Genomic DNA, 14,529 nt, shown 5'->3' with positions numbered 1-14,529 from the left:
GCCATGAAAGCCAAACGGATGATCATCATGCTGGCGGGCTCTGCCATCGTGTTCGGAGGAGTCTTCGGCTTCGTCGCCTTCAAGAACCACATGATCAAGCAGTTCTTCGCCACCATGCCCAAGCCGGTGATCTCGGTGACCACCGCCAAGGCCCAGATGGTCGACTGGCGCGTGGTGGTGCCGGCGGTGGGCACGCTGCAGGCGGTCAACGGCGTCGACATTTCCGGCTCGGTGGCCGGTCTGGTCAAGGCCATCAGCTTCGAGTCGGGACAGGACGTCAAGAGGGGCCAGGTGCTGGTGCAACTGGACACCGACGTGGAGATGGGCGACCTGCGCAGCGCCCAGGCCGAACTGGGCCTGGCCAAGACCAGCCATGACCGCAATATGAAGCTGGTGCGCTCCGATACGGTCAGCGTCGCAGCCCTGGAAAAGACCGAGGCGGAACTCAAGGTCAAGCAGGCCAAGGTGGGCGGGCTGCAGGCCCAGATCGCCAAGAAGACCATCGCGGCGCCCTTCGACGGCCGCCTGGGTGTGCGCAAGATCGATCTGGGCCAGTATGTCCAGCCGGGCCAGATGGTGGTCAATCTGCAGGATCTGTCGCTGATGCTGTGCGACTTCACCGTGTCGCAGAAGGATCTTTCCCTGCTGGGAATCGGCCAGACGGTGCGCATGACCACCGACGCCTGGCCGGGCGTGACCTTCGAGGGCCAGGTGGCCGCCATCGAGCCGCTGGTGGATGCCAAGACCGGCATGGTTTCGGTTCAGGCCCGCTTTCCCAACGCCGAGGGGCGGCTGCGTCCCGGCATGTTCGCCCGCATCGAGATCGAGCGGCCCGCCGGCGCTCCGGTGGTGACGGTTCCGGGCTCGGCGGTGGCCTACAACCTGCACGGCGACGCGGTGTTCGTGGTCAAGGAGGAAGCCGGTGCCGACGGCAAGACGGTCTCCAAGGCCGAGCGCGTCGTGGTCAGCCTGGGCGAGCGCAAGGACGGTCTGGTGGTCATCAAGTCGGGCGTCGCCGCCGGCGACGTGGTGGTCACCTCGGGTCAGGTCAAGCTGGAGCACGGCTCGCTGATTCACGTGGCGGCCAGCGATCCCCTGAAGACGGCGGCCGCCGGGACGGTGCAGTGATGTTCGATATCTTCATCAAGCGGCCGGTACTGGCCGCGGTGGTCAGCCTGCTGATCCTGTTCATCGGCCTGCGCGCCCTGATGAGCCTGCCGGTGCGCCAGTATCCCGAGATGACCAACACGGTCATCACCATCACCACCACCTTTCCCGGCGCCGATGCCGACATGATCCAGGGCTTCGTCACCCAGCCGATCCAGAAGGCGGTGGCCACGGCCGAGGGCATCAACTACCTGACGTCGCGCTCTATCCAGGGCGTCAGCGAGGTCAAGGCCTTCATCCGGCTCAACGACGACCCGGAAACCGCCATGACCGGGGTGATGAGCAAGGTGGCCGAGGTCAAGAGCCTGCTGCCCAAGGGCATCAACGATTCCATCATCAAGAAGGAGACGGGCCAAAGCTTCGCCTCGGCCTATCTCGCCTTCTCGTCGGACCGCCTCTCCCAGCAGCAGATCACCGATTACGTCATGCGGGTGGTCCAGCCCAAGCTGGCCGCCGTGCCCGGCGTCGCCAATCCGGAACTGTACGGCGGCCAGAAATTCTCCATGCGCGTCTGGCTCGACCCGGAAAAGCTGGCCCAGCACGGCATGGGGCCGGACGATCTGAAGACAGCCCTGACCAGCAACAACTTCACCTCGGCCTCGGGCTCTACCAAGGGCGCCTATGACGTGGTCAACACCCAGGCCTCCACCGACCTGAAAAGCGTCGAGGAGTTCCGCCAGCTGGTGATCAAGCATGACGGCTCGCGCCTCGTGCGGCTCGGTGATGTGGCCGGCGTGGAACTGGGGCCGGAAAACGACGACATGAGCGTGTTCGCCGGTGACGAGCGCGCCATCTTCGTGGGCATCTACACCACGCCCGAAGCCAATCCCCTGTCGGTGATCCGTGAGGTGCGCGAAGTGGCTCTGCCCGCCCTGCAGGCCCAGTTGCCGCCCGGCCTCACCGCCAAGATCGCCTATGATTCCACCCTGTTCATCGACGCCGCCATCACCGAGGTGGCCAAGACCATCGCCGAAGCCGCCATCATCGTCATGGTGGTGATCTTCTTCTTCATGGGCTCGGTGCGCTCGGTGGTCATTCCGGTGGTCACCGTGCCGCTGTCGCTGATCGGCGTGGCGGTGCTGCTGCTGTCGCTCGGCTTTTCCATCAACCTGCTGACCCTGCTGGCCATGGTTCTGGCCATCGGCCTGGTGGTGGACGACGCCATCGTGGTGGTGGAGAACGTCCACCGCCATATCGAGGAGGGGCTGACGCCCTTCCGCGCCGCCCTGGTGGGCACGCGCGAGATTGCCGGACCGGTCATCTCCATGACCATCACCCTGGCCGCCGTCTATGCCCCCATCGCCTTCATGGGCGGGCTGACCGGCTCCCTGTTCAAGGAATTCGCCCTGACCCTGGCCGGGTCGGTGGTGGTGTCGGGCATCATCGCCCTGACCCTGTCGCCCATGATGTGTTCCAAGATCCTGAAGCACGACGACGACAAGAAGGGGCTGACCGCACTGATCGACCGCACCTTTGACCGGGTGCGGGCCAAATACGAGGTGTGGCTGGCGGCCTCCCTGGCCGACCGGCCGACCACCCTGATCTTCGCCATGATCGTGCTGGGTTCGCTGCCCTTCCTGTTCCTGGCGGTGCCCACCGAACTGGCGCCGGAAGAGGACCAGGGCGTGGTGTTCACCGCCTATAACGGCCCGGCCTCGGCCAATACGGACTTCATGGAGGCGTTTTCCCACCAGATTTCCGCCAAGCTGAAGGCCTTCCCCGAGACCAACGAGACCTTCCTGATCAACGGCATGGGCGCCATCAGCCAGGGATTCGGCGGTGCGGTGCTGACCCCCTGGGAGGACCGCAAGCTCTCGGCCAAGGCGCTGACCGCCGCCATCCAGCAGGCCCTGAACGAGGTGTCGGGGGTCAAGGCCTCGGTATTCCCGCCGCCGCCCCTGCCGGGTGTCGACGGCCTGCCGGTGCAGTTCGTGCTGTCCTCCATCGTCGATTACCAGCAGCTCAACGAGATTCAGGGCGAGGTGATGAAGCGGGCGCAAGCCTCGGGCATGTTCGCCTTCATCGATGCCGATCTGAAGATCGAAAGCCCCCAGACCCAGGTGGTCATCGACCGCGACAAGGCGGCGGCCTACGGCATCTCCATGCAGCAGATCGGTGACGCCCTGGGCACCATGACCGGCGGCAATTACGTCAATCTGGTCAATCTCCAGGGCCGCTCCTATCAGGTGATCCCCCAGGTCCCGCGGGAATTCCGCCTCGACCCCGCCCAGTTGGGCCGCTATCACGTGCGCTCGTCCTCGGGCGGGGCGGTGCCGCTGTCGTCGCTGGTCAGCCTGGGCTCGTCGGTGCGCCCGGTGTCGCTCAACCAGTTCAACCAGTTGAACTCGGTGACCATCCAGGCCTTTCCCATGCCCGGCGTGACGCTGGGCCAGGCGCTGGAACTGCTGCGCTCCATCGCCCAGGAAGTCCTTCCCCAGGGCACCACGGTGGATTACGCCGGCCAGTCGCGGCAATACGTGCAGGAGGGCAACGCCCTGGCGATGACCTTCGTCTTCGCCCTGATCATCATCTTCCTGGTGCTGTCGGCCCAGTTCGAAAGCTTCCGCGATCCGCTGGTGATCATGGTCTCGGTGCCGCTGTCCATCTGCGGCGCCCTGATCCCCCTGGCTCTCGGCGTGGCCAGCATGAACATCTACACCCAGGTGGGCCTCGTCACCCTGATCGGCCTGATCACCAAGCACGGCATCCTGATCTGCGAGGTGGCGCGCGAGCGCCAAGAGGCCGAGGGTCTCGACCGCGCCCAGGCGGTGATGGTGGCGGCCGGTCTTCGGTTGCGGCCCATCCTGATGACCACGGCGGCCATGGTGGCGGGCCTGATCCCGCTGCTGTTCGCCCACGGGGCGGGAGCGGCGTCACGCTTCTCCATCGCCGTGGTGATCGTGGCGGGCATGAGCATCGGCACGGCCTTCACCCTGTTCGTGCTGCCGGTGATCTACACCTTCGTGGCGGCCCAGCGCCGGGGCGTCAGCGAAGCCGCCCAGGAGCGCCACGCCCATGGTCACGTCGCCGGCCCGGCGGACGCGGATGCGGCGGCGGTGGCGGACTAGACCCGCATGGATCTGCTTGCGCGCCTGCTGTACCGCGACCCGGCCGTGCTGATCATCGACAAGCCGGCCGGGCTGGCGGTGCATGCCGGGCCGAAGGGGGGCGAGCATCTGATGCTTTACCTCGATGCGCTCAGTTTCGGCCTCAAGCGGCGGCCGGAACTGGCCCATCGCCTGGACCGCGAGACCTCGGGCTGTCTGGTGCTGGGGCGGACCTCCAAGGCCCTGGCCGGGCTGGGCGAGCTGTTCGCCAAGGGGCTGGCCGACAAGACCTACTGGGCCGTGGTGGTGGGCAAGCCGCGAGAGGACCAGGGCGTCATCGACTATGCCCTGAAGAAGCGCGAAAAGAAGTTCGGCTGGCGCATGGAGGTGGACCGCACCGGCCTGGCCTCGGTCACCCAATGGCGGCTGCTGGGATCGGATGGGCGGCTTTCCTGGCTGGAATGCCGGCCGCTCACCGGGCGGACCCATCAGATCCGCGCCCATTGCGCCGCCATCGGCCACCCCCTGGTGGGCGATTCCATCTATGGCCGAGGCACCGGCACCCTGGCCGGCGACCGGCTGATGCTGCATTCGCGCCGCATCGTCCTGCCCTTCCACGCGGGCAAGCCCCCCATCGCCGCCGAGGCTCCGGTCCCCGAGCACATGCTGTCGGTCCTGAAAGGGTGCGGCTGGAGCGAGTCATAAAAGACGCAAACCAATACCGATTTGCGCAATTTCGCTTGACGTGCGCCTCCGCCGGGGGTGAACTATCCTGACCGGAAAAGACAACGATACCGGACACAGGGTGGGGTCATGAACATCAAGGACATTCTCGTCCATCTGGACGGCGACAAGGTGGATAGCGGCACTCTGGCCCTGGCGGTGGCCCAGGCGCAGCGCTTCGGCGCGCGGCTGACCGGCCTGTTCGCGCGCAAGGAAATCAGCCCCACCGCCATGGTCGCCCGCCATCCCAGCAACACCTTGCTGGCCCAGGCCGACGCCGCCCGCCAGGCCTTCGAGGCGGCGACCGCCGGCCTCGAAACCCGCTGGTGGCAGATCGTCCACGGCGCCGAGACCGATCTGCTGGGCGAGGCGGTGTTCTGCAGCCACTACGTGGACCTGGTGATCGTCTCCCAGCCCGCCGCCTACGGCAAGAACGTGCCCGAGACCATGGTCGAGCAGATCATCCTCAATTCCGGCCGCCCCGTCCTGGTGGTGCCCGTGGAATACACCCATCGCCCCCTGGGCAAGAAGGTGGTCATCGGCTGGCGTTCGGGCAAGCAGGCGGCACGCGCCCTGCACGATTGCCTCCCCCTGGTGGAAGGCGCCGACGAGGTGCTGGTCGCCTCGGTGCGCGGCTTCGCCCCCATGGATTCCACCACGCCCCGGGTCGACGTCATCGACCATCTGCGCGTCCACGGCCTGCCCGTCCACGGCGAGCGGGTCAATACCGAGGGCCTCGGCATCATGGACTCCCTGCTGTCGCGGGCCTACGACATCGATGCCGACCTGCTGGTCATCGGCGGCCATGTGGGCCGCACCCTGTCCTTCTCTGGCAAGGCCGGCGCCGGCACCCGCCACATCCTGGCCCACGCCTCCATCCCCGTACTGTTCAGCTGCTGAGCGGCTGAAGGAAGGGAAAGGGCGAAGGGACTCGTCCCTTCGCGCATCCCTGTTCCTTGATGCCGCCGGATCGGGCGGATCAGGACGACGCCCCGCCGCGTCGGGCGATGCGGGCGTCGATCTCGGCCAGAAGGCCGCGGGCAAGGATGGTAAGGGGATGGTCGGCGGCGAGCAGGGTTTGGCGGATGGACAGGGCCTTGCCCATCATCTCCCGCGCCTCCTCCAACCGGCCAAGGTCGGTCAGGGTCATGGCGAGGTTGTGGCGTGAACCCGCCACCAAGGGGTGGACCTCGCCGAAATGGGCGATGAGGATCTCCAGGGCGCGGCGCTGCAATGGCTCGGCCTCGGCGGGCTTACCCATATCGTCCAGGCTGTTGGCAAAATTGCCGAGGCGAACAGCAACCGTGGGGTGGTCGAGGCCGAAATGGGCCTCGCCGATGGTCAGCGCCTGTTCGGTTAATTTGTGGGCCTCCGGCAGGTCGCCGAGTTTCAAATAGACCATGGCGAGATTGCCCAGCGTGGCGGCCACCTCATGACGGTCAGGTCCATATTGGGCTTCATAGATCGCCAGGGCGCGCCGCAACAGCGGCAGGGCCTCCGCCCACTGTTCAGCATGGTAATGGGCGATGGCCAAGTTGTTGAGGAGGGTCGCTACCGGCGGATCATCTGCGGGCAGCTTGGTCTCGGCAAGGGAGAGGGCGCGCCGCCGGAGGTCGATGGCGCGTTCGTATAGCCCGTCTTTGATCAGGCACTCTCCCGCCTTGTCCAGCAGCCAGGATGTCGCCCGCCACTCCACCTCGGCCGTCTCGGCCCGTCCGGCGACCGCCTCGGCGTGGGGCAGTAAGAGGCCCGCCGCTTCCCAGGTGGTGAGGTCGTTCTCCTTGAACTCGTAAACCAGATACACCGCCGAAAACGCACGCGCCGTCCAATCCCTGCACTCGTCTTCACTCAGACGGTTGCGCTGAACCAGTTGCACCAGCCGGTGCAGGGACAGCATGCCGTGTTTGGCCTTGACCAGGGATTGGCGGGCCAGTTCGGCCACCGCCTGGGCGGTATCCACCGGATCAGCCAGCACCTCGGCCAGGGGGGAGGGTAGCCTGTGGGCGGCGGGGCGCAGCAGGTCCAGCGGGATGTCGTCGGCGGCCAGGAAGGCGCAAAGCGTCAGCAGTTGCGCCGCCGCCGGGTTGTGCTCCTCCACCCGCCGGACGCTGATGTCCCAGGTGGTGGCGACGGTGGCGGGGTAATCCACCGGCTTGCCCTGTTGCAGCAGTCTGGCGTGGGCCTGGGTGAATTCCTCGCCATAGCGGGCCAGGGTCCAGCCCGCCACCTTGGCGAAGGCGGCGGCCTGTTCCAGGGCCAGGGGCAGGTCATCCAGGTCGTGGGCCAGGGCGGCGGCGGCGGCCGTGTCGGTGTCGCCCGACAGATCGAGCAGCAGTTCCACGGATTCGGCCCGGGCCAGCTTGTCCACTTCCAGCAGCGGGATGCGTCCCCAGTGGCTCTCGCGCGAGGTGATGATCACCGCGCCGCCGCCTTGGGGCAGCCAGTCGCGGACGGAATCTTCGTCCTCGGCGTTGTCGTAGACCAGCAGCCAGCTGTCGCGGCGGGCCAGTTCGTCCAGGGCGGCGCGGGCACGCTGTTGCAGGTCGTGGCCCTCGGGTGCCACGCCCAGGCGCCGGGCCAGTTCGGCCAAATCGCCCAGCATGGTTTCCAGGCGCTCGGCGCGCAGCCACCAGACGATCTCCAGCCCGGTGCGGCTATGGGCGTAGTGCTGTGCCGTCTGGCTTTTGCCGATGCCCCCCAGCCCGGCCAGGGCGGTCAGCGCCACCGCGCCCTCCTTCAACTGGCGGTCTAACCGCTCCAGCAACTGGACTCGGCCGACGAAATGGGGATTGCGCGGGCCCAGGTTGGAGATGATGCCCCCCAGCCCGGCCAGGGCGGTCAGCGCCACCGCGCCCTCCTTCAACTGGCGGTCTAACCGCTCCAGCAACTGGACTCGGCCGACGAAATGGGGATTGCGCGGGCCCAGGTTGGAGATGGCGGGACGACCGCCGGGAAAGGCCGGAATGTTGCGTCCCCTGCCGGGGAAAGCCGGACGGGTCGAGGGACGGACCTTCCCCTTGATGGCCTCGAACAGGCGGCGTTCGGCGTCACGATCGTTGGGGGCGGTGGCGAGATCGTGCCAGATGATCGGCCCCAGCAGGCCGGTGACCTCCATCTCGACCACCCGCAGGGGCAGCAGCTTTCCCTGCGGCTTGTCGGGATCGGCGGCCAGCGCCGCCGACCATTCCCGCTGGCAATTGACGGAGGCGCGGTATTTCGGGGAAAGCAGGGCCAGGGTGTAATCGCACTCGTCCACCGCCTTATCCATCTCGGTGATGAAATTGCCCCGGAAGTCGTATTCCTGGATGACGGTGTCGTAGCCGGCTTCGCGCAACACGAAGTCGACCCACCGGGCCCATTCGAGATCCGTATACGTGTAGCTGATGAAGAAATCGGCCATGTGCCCCTCCGCCCATTGCCACCAAGTGTAGCAGGGCGTTTGGGGCTGGCAAGGGAAGGGGGATGCGCGAAGGGACGAGTCCCTTCGCATTCCTTTCTTTCCAGAGTACCCAAAGAAAAACCCCCCTTCCCGTTGGGGAAGGGGGGCTTTGGCGTCAGAACGCCCGGTCGATCTTACTTCTCGAAGTAGATCTCGACGCGGCGGTTCTTGGCTTCCTTGGTGTTGGCCTTGGTCGGCACGGCCAGCTTGGTGAAGCCGAACGACTTGGCGTCGATGGACTTGATGCCGGCCTTGGCCAGCTGCTTGGAGACCGCGGCGGCGCGGGCGTTGGACAGCTTGTCGTTATAGCCCGACTTGCCGACGGTGTCGGTGTGACCGGCGACGTAGATGCTGGCGGGCTTGATCTGGCCGGCGGCGGTGGCCACTTCCTTCAGGGTCTTCTGGGCTTCCTTGGTCAGGGTCGACTTGTTGAAGTCGAAGTAGACGATGAAGGTTTTGACGATCTTCGGGGCGACGGCGGCGGCCTTGACCTGCAGCTCGGGCTCGACCTTCAGGAAGGCGGCGCGGCAATCGGAATTGGTGTCACCCTCGTGCTCTTCCTCGACCCAGCAGTCGAACATCACCTGGGCCTTGGCGGCGGCGGCGGGAACGCGATCGCGGGCGCCATTGCCGAAATAGCCGATCAGGCGGGCACGGGCGGCGGCCAGCTCGGCGACGCGGGCCTCGGGGACCGCCCACTCGGTCAGCTCGGCCGGAGCGACGACTTCGCCGGTGGCGGCGCGCAGGCCCTTGCGGGCGAAGATGGCGGCGTCGTCCCACTCGTACTCGACCTTGGCTTCCTGGATGGCGTAGGCCCGGTACTCGCTGAACAGGGCCTTGGTGAAGGCCGAGCCGGCGGTGGGGGCCGAAGCCGCCTCGATCTCATTGACCTCGGCCACTTCCCAGGGAGTGGCGCAGGCGCCCAGCAGGGCGGTCATGCCGATGGCGGCGGCAATGTGCAGGAACTTCATGGTGTTGGTCTCCGTTGAATACATGAATGTGTTGAGAAGATTAGCGTCCGAAAAGCTTCATGGGATTCAAGCCGTCGGTGGGCGCCGAGCCCGATGACTTGCCGCCGCCGACGCCCGGGATCAGGCCTTCGACGGCTTTGCCCACGTTCTGGACGTTCTGCTTGAGCAGAGCCTCCAGATCGGGGCGGTAGGAGAGGTTGTCCCAGGGACCGCTGACCAGGATCGGCACGACGATTCCGGCCGCATTGCCGCCGCCCTGGCCTTCCAGGCTGGCGACCACCTTGGGATCGACGCGGTAATTGACGCTGCGTTGGGGCAGGTCGACGGTGCCCTTGCCCTCGACGCGCAGCAGCGGCGATTTCAGCGCCAGATCGTTGTTGGTCAGAATGCCCTTGACGATGGTGAAGGTCCCGCCCAGCTCGGCAAAGTCAGTCTTTTCCGTGGACTTGGCGCCGCCGGTGAAGGCGCTGGTGACGTTGCGCGCCATGGCGGCCAGATTGATGCCCTTGATGGCGCCGTTGAGGAATGCCAGCGCCCCCTTGCCGTTCAGGGACGAGACGATCTGGCGCTGGGTCTTGCCCTGACCCGCCACGGTGACGTCGAAATTGCCGGTGCCCGACAGGCGGTCGGTATCGGCGGCGTCGGCGAGGAAGGGTTCGGCCTGCAGGCCCTTCAACTGGAACGAGGCGTCGAGACCGACGCCCGGCTGCGAGCCGTCCAGGGCCACGCGGCCCTTGCCCGACCCCTGGTAGAGGGCCAGTTCGGTGAGATCGGCGGCCAGCTTGCCGTTGTGCAGCGCCAGCTTGACGGCGCTTTTGCCCACTTTGATCTTCTTGACCAGGATGCCGCCGCAGGTGAGGGCGAAATCCACGTCGGCGGCCTTGAGGCCCGAAGCGTCGATGGGATCGTCGCTCCAGCCCTGCTGCGCCTTGGCCGGCGGTGCCCCGCCGCTGCCCGCCGCCGCCTTGCCGTCGCCGCCCTTGGAGGGGGCGCCTTCCGGCGGCAGATAGGGATTGAGGTCCAGCATGTCCACGTCCAGCCGGCCCTTGATGGCCGGCTTGGCGCCGCTGGTATTGACGGTGACATCACCCTTGGCCTTGATGGCATCGATGGCGATGGCGGCCTGGGTGAAGGCGACCTGGCCCGGTCCGGCGGCCAGCTTGCCGTTGATGGATAGCGGTCCCAATCCGTTGCCGGCCATGGTGATGGGCGAGCCGGCCCAGGCGGCGAGGTTGCGGATGGAGGGCACGGTGAGTTCCAGCGTGCCGTCCACGCCCGGAGCGGCACCGCCCTTGGCATTGCCCTTGAGGCCAAGCTTGACCGGCTCGGAAGCGACGGAGACCTCCAGCGCGCTGCTCTGGCCGTCCATCAGCGCCTTCAGGCTGGTGACGCCCAGGGCCAGTTCGATCTTCTTGGCGTTCCAGACCAGACTGCCCTTGGCCGACAGCGGGTCCGTCAGGCTTTTCAGCGCCACCTGGAGGTTGATGTCGCTCACCTCCTGCTTGGCGCCGGTCTTGCCGTCGATCTGGATCAGCTTGCCATTGGTGATCCGCACGTCGCCCAGGCGGATGTCGTTGAGGCCGCCGGTGGAGGCGGCGGACGCGGCCTTGTCGGCGGGCTTGTCCGCCGGCTTGGCGGCGGCGGGGGCCGGGGCGGTCGGGCTGTCGAACACCCAGTTGCCCTTGCCCTGGCGGTCTGTCTCCAGGACGATGACCGGATCAACCAGGACGAAGCTGTCCACCTCAACCTTGCCGCCCAGCAGCGGCATCAGCTTGAGCCGCACATCCACGGCCCCCAGGCGGATCAGATCCTTGGTGGTGAAGCCGGGAGGATTGGCCAGGGCGACGTTGCCGACCTGGACCGAGAGGGAGGGAAAGGCCGACACGGAGAGCTTGCCCTGGATGGACAGGTCGCGACCGGTGGCGCTTTTCACCCCGGCGACGATCTCGCTTTGGATGCGCTCGGCCGGAATCAGCGCCGGCAGGGCCACAAGGGCGCCGATGATCAGGATGACCACGACGCCAACGGCGATCAGGACTTTTTTCATGCGCATCCCCCGATGCCCAAACGGGAGGCCGACCCCACCATTCCAGTGTGCCATGACTCCCGCATTAGACGTTCAGCTTATACCCACGGGTGAATTTGTCCAGCCGCTCTGTGGAATCATTCGGAATCAAGCCGTGACGGCCGGATCGCCTATACGGACCTGTTCGGTCCGTAGCGCAGGACCTGAATCCGCTCCAGGCAGATCAGGCCACGATCCCCCACCATAACGTCCAGGATGGGGAGAAAGGCGTCGATCTTGTCGGGCGCATCGACGATTTCCACCACGACGGGCAAGTCCTCGGACAGCGCCAGAATCTTGGAACTGTGCAGCCGTGACGAATGGCCGAACCCCATGCGCCCGCGCAGGACGGTGGCGCCGGCCAGATTATTCTGCCGGGCCTCCTGGACGATGGCTTCAAACAGGGGCAGGCCATCGCGGCGATCGGCCTCGCCCAGGAAGATGCGGAGCAGGGTGGCGTCCTTGGGAATGCGCATGGCCGCTCTCCTATCGATTGATGATCGTGGCGGCCACATGGCCCAGCCACACCGCCAGCAGGCAGAGGGCCACCGATCCCACGACGTTCAGCCCCGCCGCCAGCCAGTCGCCGTCCTGGGCCAGGGCCAGGGTCTGCAGGCTGAAGGATGAAAAGGTGGTGAAGCCGCCGCAGATGCCCACCATGAAGAAGGTCCGCCACTCGCTGGGGACGAACACCCGGCCGTCCACCGAGGTCAGGGTGGCGAACAGTCCGATGGCAGCCGAGCCGGCGACGTTGATCACCAGGGTTGCCCAGGGAAAGGTGCCGGCGCTGGCCTCGGCGATCACCATGGACAGCCAGTAGCGCAACGTGCCTCCGATGGCGCTTCCCAGGGCGACCAGGGCGTAGGTGAGCATCGGCGCCGTTTTCCCAAGTAGTTGGCTGAGGGCTCCGACTATGCCCCCTCGGCCGCTCCGGTCAACAGGAAACACCCCACGCGACAATGCGTATAGGCTTGGGCCGTCATTTCACCTTAATATTGGCGCGGGTTCGGGCAGAGGTTTCCCAATGGGCGAAGGCCCGTGGCTTCGGGGGGAGCCAAACAAGGGGGGAGAACATGATCCATCGTGATTCCCGGTTGTGGCCATGACCGAGCTCGATCCCATCGGTTTGGCCGGCGTCCTTGAAGACAGCCCCATCGGCGTATCCATCTCGCGGCGGCGCGACGGCGTCATCGTTTTCGCCAACCATACGTTCTGCGACCTGATCGGCGTGCCGCGGGTCACGGTTCTGGGATCCAAGGCCCGCGACTATTACGTGGACGATCATCAGCGGGCCACGGTGATCAAGCACATGAAGCGCCACGGCAGCGTCGACCATGCGGAGGTGCAGTTCCGCCGCTCGGACGGGGCGCCGTTCTGGACGCTGCTGACCATCCGCGAATCTCTGTTCGGGACCGAGCCGGTCAATTTGGCCTGGGTCTACGACATCACCGAGCGCAAGACCTCGGAGGAGCGGCTGCAACTGGCGGCCAAGGTGGTGGAAACCGCCAACGAAGGCATCATGATCACAGGCCCCGACGGCACCATCGAGGCGGTCAACACGGCCTTCACCCGCATCACTGGCTTTTCCCTGGACGAGGCCATCGGCAAGAAGCCCAACATCCTGAAATCGGGCCGGCACGAAAACGACTTCTATCGCGATATGTGGCGCGCCATCCTCGAGACCGGCCAGTGGCAGGGCGAGGTCTGGAACCGGCGGCGGACCGGCGAAGTGTTCATCGAGTGGCTGTCCATCGCCACGGTGCGCGATGCCTTCGGCGAGGTGTCCCACATGCTGGGCATCTTCAGCGACATCACGGCGCGCAAGGAGGATGAGGAGCAGGTGTGGCGCCAGGCCAATTTCGACGCGCTGACCGGTCTGCCCAACCGCTCGCTGTTCCTCGACCGCCTGGGCCAGGCGGTCAAGGCCGCCAAGCGCGACAAGACCCGCTTCGCCCTGCTGTTCATCGATCTCGACGGCTTCAAGAAGGTCAACGACACCTTCGGCCACGCGGTGGGCGACCTGCTGCTGCAGGAGGCGGCGGCGCGGCTTTTGCTCTCGGTGCGCTCGTCGGACACGGTGGCGCGGCTGTCTGGCGACGAATTCACCGTCATCCTCCACGACGTGGAGGGCAAGGACGAGATCGGCAACGTGGCGGCCAAGGTCGTCTCGCGGCTGGCCGAACCCTTTGAACTGGACGGGCATGACGCCAATGTCCAGGCCAGCGTGGGCATCGCCATCTTCCCCGACGACGCCGACGATGCCGCCATGCTGATCCGTCTGGCCGACCGGGCCATGTACACGGTCAAGGGGGCGGGCAAGAATAATTTCGGCTTCCACGAGATGCCGGAACGTCTTGTCTATCCGCTTTATGCGTGATGTCTTAGTCCCCGGCCCGTAATCCAAGGGACGGAGACGACCATGTTCACCCTGACGCCGCTCGAGATGGAGGCGCTGCGCCTGTCTCTGCTGGTGTCGTTCTGGGCGGTGGCCGCGTCGCTGCCGCTGGGGCTGGGGTGTGCCTGGGTTCTGGCCCGGCTCGACTTTCCCGGCAAGGTCGTGGTGGACGGCATCATCCATCTGCCGCTGGTGCTGCCGCCGGTGGTGGTGGGCTACGGCCTGCTGGTGGTGCTGGGGCGGCGGGGCGTGGTGGGCGGCTGGCTCTACGACTGGTTCGGCATCACTCTGGCCTTCAATTGGAAGGGGGCGGCGGTGGCCTCGGCGGTGATCGCCTTTCCCCTGATGGTCCGCGCCATCCGGCTGGCGCTGGAAGGCGTCGACCGTGGTCTGGAGCAGGCGGCCCGGACCCTGGGCTGCGGCCCCATCCGCACCTTCTGGTCGGTGACCCTGCCGCTGATGCTGCCCGGCGTGCTGACCGGGGTGATCCTGGCCTTCGCCCGCTCGCTGTCGGAGTTCGGCGCCACCATCACCTTCGTGTCCAACATCCCGGGCGAGACCCGGACGCTGCCCATCGCCCTTTACGCCCTGACCCAGGTGCCGGGCGGCGACGAGGCGGCGTTGCGCCTGTGCGTCATCTCGGTGGTGGTGGCCTTCGCCGCCCTGCTGGCCTCGGAATATCTGGCGCGCCGCGTCCAGGCCCGGCTGAAGGGGTAGGGGCG

General features: G+C 66.5%; 11 protein-coding genes. 6 read left to right on the top strand and 5 right to left on the bottom strand.

The annotated features are described in order from the left end of the window. The first annotated feature begins 3 nt into the window (after nt 1–3). The 4 genes from AMB_RS17265 (at nt 4) to AMB_RS17250 (ending at nt 5,837) form a co-directional block, all read left to right on the top strand. Nucleotides 4–1,128: an efflux RND transporter periplasmic adaptor subunit gene (locus AMB_RS17265; protein ID WP_011385773.1), complete on the top strand. Its 1,125-nt coding sequence runs from the start codon at nt 4–6 to the stop codon at nt 1,126–1,128. After that, nucleotides 1,128–4,235, top strand: a complete 3,108-nt coding sequence (locus AMB_RS17260; protein ID WP_011385772.1) for an efflux RND transporter permease subunit — start codon at nt 1,128–1,130, stop codon at nt 4,233–4,235. The genes AMB_RS17265 and AMB_RS17260 overlap by 1 nt, the downstream gene beginning before the upstream one ends. Nucleotides 4,236–4,241: 6 nt before the next feature. Beyond that, nucleotides 4,242–4,919 (top strand): RluA family pseudouridine synthase, encoded by a 678-nt coding sequence (locus tag AMB_RS17255; protein WP_011385771.1) that lies wholly within the window; start codon nt 4,242–4,244, stop codon nt 4,917–4,919. A gap of 108 nt (nt 4,920–5,027) precedes the next feature. After that, entirely contained in the window at nt 5,028–5,837 is an 810-nt protein-coding gene (locus AMB_RS17250) for a universal stress protein (RefSeq protein ID WP_011385770.1), read from the top strand. A gap of 79 nt (nt 5,838–5,916) precedes the next feature. Here the strand turns inward: AMB_RS17250 and AMB_RS17245 are convergent, their stop codons facing one another. The 5 genes from AMB_RS17245 to crcB form a co-directional block, all read right to left on the bottom strand. Beyond that, a complete protein-coding gene (locus tag AMB_RS17245; RefSeq protein ID WP_050750755.1) occupies nt 5,917–8,337 on the bottom strand; it encodes a tetratricopeptide repeat protein in 2,421 nt (806 codons plus the stop codon). A 173-nt stretch (nt 8,338–8,510) separates the two neighbouring features. Then, complete coding sequence (locus AMB_RS17240) at nt 8,511–9,347, bottom strand: OmpA family protein (RefSeq protein WP_011385768.1); 837 nt, start codon at nt 9,345–9,347, stop codon at nt 8,511–8,513. A gap of 40 nt (nt 9,348–9,387) precedes the next feature. Beyond that, the gene (locus AMB_RS17235) at nt 9,388–11,394 is read right to left on the bottom strand and encodes an AsmA family protein (protein WP_148207467.1); all 2,007 of its coding nucleotides are present in this window, start codon (nt 11,392–11,394) and stop codon (nt 9,388–9,390) included. Between the two features lie 149 nt (nt 11,395–11,543). Beyond that, nucleotides 11,544–11,888 (bottom strand): DUF190 domain-containing protein, encoded by a 345-nt coding sequence (locus AMB_RS17230; protein WP_043745005.1) that lies wholly within the window; start codon nt 11,886–11,888, stop codon nt 11,544–11,546. A 10-nt stretch (nt 11,889–11,898) separates the two neighbouring features. Then, nucleotides 11,899–12,285, bottom strand: a complete 387-nt coding sequence (gene crcB / locus AMB_RS17225; RefSeq protein ID WP_011385766.1) for a fluoride efflux transporter CrcB — start codon at nt 12,283–12,285, stop codon at nt 11,899–11,901. Nucleotides 12,286–12,514: 229 nt separating this feature from the next. Between crcB and AMB_RS17220 the strand changes: the two genes are divergently transcribed. Next, entirely contained in the window at nt 12,515–13,789 is a 1,275-nt protein-coding gene (locus AMB_RS17220; RefSeq protein ID WP_011385765.1) for a diguanylate cyclase domain-containing protein, read from the top strand. Nucleotides 13,790–13,831: 42 nt separating this feature from the next. Beyond that, nucleotides 13,832–14,524 carry a molybdate ABC transporter permease subunit gene (gene modB, locus AMB_RS17215; RefSeq protein WP_011385764.1) on the top strand — a complete coding sequence of 231 codons (693 nt, stop codon included), beginning with the start codon at nt 13,832–13,834 and terminating at the stop codon, nt 14,522–14,524. Nucleotides 14,525–14,529: the final 5 nt, after the last annotated feature.

The sequence above is a fragment of the Paramagnetospirillum magneticum AMB-1 genome (genome assembly GCF_000009985.1).
In the GTDB taxonomy this organism is placed as follows: domain Bacteria; phylum Pseudomonadota; class Alphaproteobacteria; order Rhodospirillales; family Magnetospirillaceae; genus Phaeospirillum; species Phaeospirillum magneticum.
This window is presented reverse-complemented; position numbering and strand designations above follow the sequence as displayed.

Excerpts from the sequence above, each read along its gene's own strand:
- AMB_RS17265 (WP_011385773.1), top strand. The coding sequence starts at position 4 with ATGAAAGCCAAACGGATGATCATCATGCTGGCGGGCTCTGCCATCGTG.
- AMB_RS17260 (WP_011385772.1), top strand. The coding sequence starts at position 1,128 with ATGTTCGATATCTTCATCAAGCGGCCGGTACTGGCCGCGGTGGTCAGC.
- AMB_RS17255 (WP_011385771.1), top strand. The coding sequence starts at position 4,242 with ATGGATCTGCTTGCGCGCCTGCTGTACCGCGACCCGGCCGTGCTGATC.
- AMB_RS17250 (WP_011385770.1), top strand. The coding sequence starts at position 5,028 with ATGAACATCAAGGACATTCTCGTCCATCTGGACGGCGACAAGGTGGAT.
- AMB_RS17245 (WP_050750755.1), bottom strand. The coding sequence starts at position 8,337 with ATGGCCGATTTCTTCATCAGCTACACGTATACGGATCTCGAATGGGCC.
- AMB_RS17240 (WP_011385768.1), bottom strand. The coding sequence starts at position 9,347 with ATGAAGTTCCTGCACATTGCCGCCGCCATCGGCATGACCGCCCTGCTG.
- AMB_RS17235 (WP_148207467.1), bottom strand. The coding sequence starts at position 11,394 with ATGAAAAAAGTCCTGATCGCCGTTGGCGTCGTGGTCATCCTGATCATC.
- AMB_RS17230 (WP_043745005.1), bottom strand. The coding sequence starts at position 11,888 with ATGCGCATTCCCAAGGACGCCACCCTGCTCCGCATCTTCCTGGGCGAG.
- crcB (WP_011385766.1), bottom strand. The coding sequence starts at position 12,285 with ATGCTCACCTACGCCCTGGTCGCCCTGGGAAGCGCCATCGGAGGCACG.
- AMB_RS17220 (WP_011385765.1), top strand. The coding sequence starts at position 12,515 with ATGACCGAGCTCGATCCCATCGGTTTGGCCGGCGTCCTTGAAGACAGC.
- modB (WP_011385764.1), top strand. The coding sequence starts at position 13,832 with ATGTTCACCCTGACGCCGCTCGAGATGGAGGCGCTGCGCCTGTCTCTG.